Origin of the sequence: Herbiconiux daphne (genome assembly GCF_024979295.1) — a bacterium.
GTDB lineage: Bacteria > Actinomycetota > Actinomycetes > Actinomycetales > Microbacteriaceae > Herbiconiux > Herbiconiux daphnes.
In genome coordinates, this window is the sequence record NZ_JANLCJ010000273.1 from 1 (window position 1) to 820 (window position 820).

1 protein-coding gene is annotated in these 820 nt (G+C 37.9%); it reads right to left on the reverse strand.

Annotated elements, in window-relative coordinates; all coding sequences use genetic code 11:
* Nucleotides 1-820 (reverse strand): hypothetical protein (locus N1032_RS24585; RefSeq protein WP_259543142.1); only part of this gene is annotated, 820 nt, incomplete at both ends.

Consider the following 820-nt stretch of genomic DNA (forward strand, 5'->3'; position numbering starts at 1 on the left):
ATTTTAAATGTAGATGTGCTATCCCACCAAACTGTTCCTGTAGGACTCATGGAACCACCAACAGAAATCTCCACTGAACCTTTACCACCCATTTGAGGGTATATAGCTCTCCACATTTTATTGTAAGAGATATCAGGTTCTTGTTCATCAAAATCAATACCTGTTTTAGTAATCTCACAAGATACTGGTAAAGATTGAATATCAACAGTGTTTCCGTTAGTTGCATCATATTTTGTAAATTTAATATTAGAGTGGAAATACCCATCATCTAATACATACAAACACTTATCAAGTGAGCATGCAATCAAACGACGTTTATCGAATGCCTCACTAGCACCACGCCATTGTTCATTAGCTCGTTTAACAGCATTCCAATTGTATTCCAGAGGGTTTATACCATTAGGTACAGTAGGGGTAGAGCTAAGTCCAGTATTTTTATCAATAACGTTAGGGGCTGGATAATTATCCCATTGACGTTTATCAACATCGGGAGGGATAGCCAAACTTATATCAAAAATACGAGGAAGTTCGCAGAAAGACCAAGTGTTATATTGCCAGTTCCATACAGCTGCTCGATTACAGGCATACTGATTATAACTAGAAGCCACACCTGTAGTATCAGCACCAACATAGCAAATCCAAATCTCTTTGTGTGCATGGTTAGTAAACACTTTAGTTGATTCATAACGAACAGATGAAATCTCACGAAGTAGATGTTCTTTTACACGAGATGCAGCAACAGGCGTTCTTGTCGAACCATCATGGACAAGAATATCATCCGTGCTAATAACAAAATGTTGACCTTCAAATTCTGTGACAC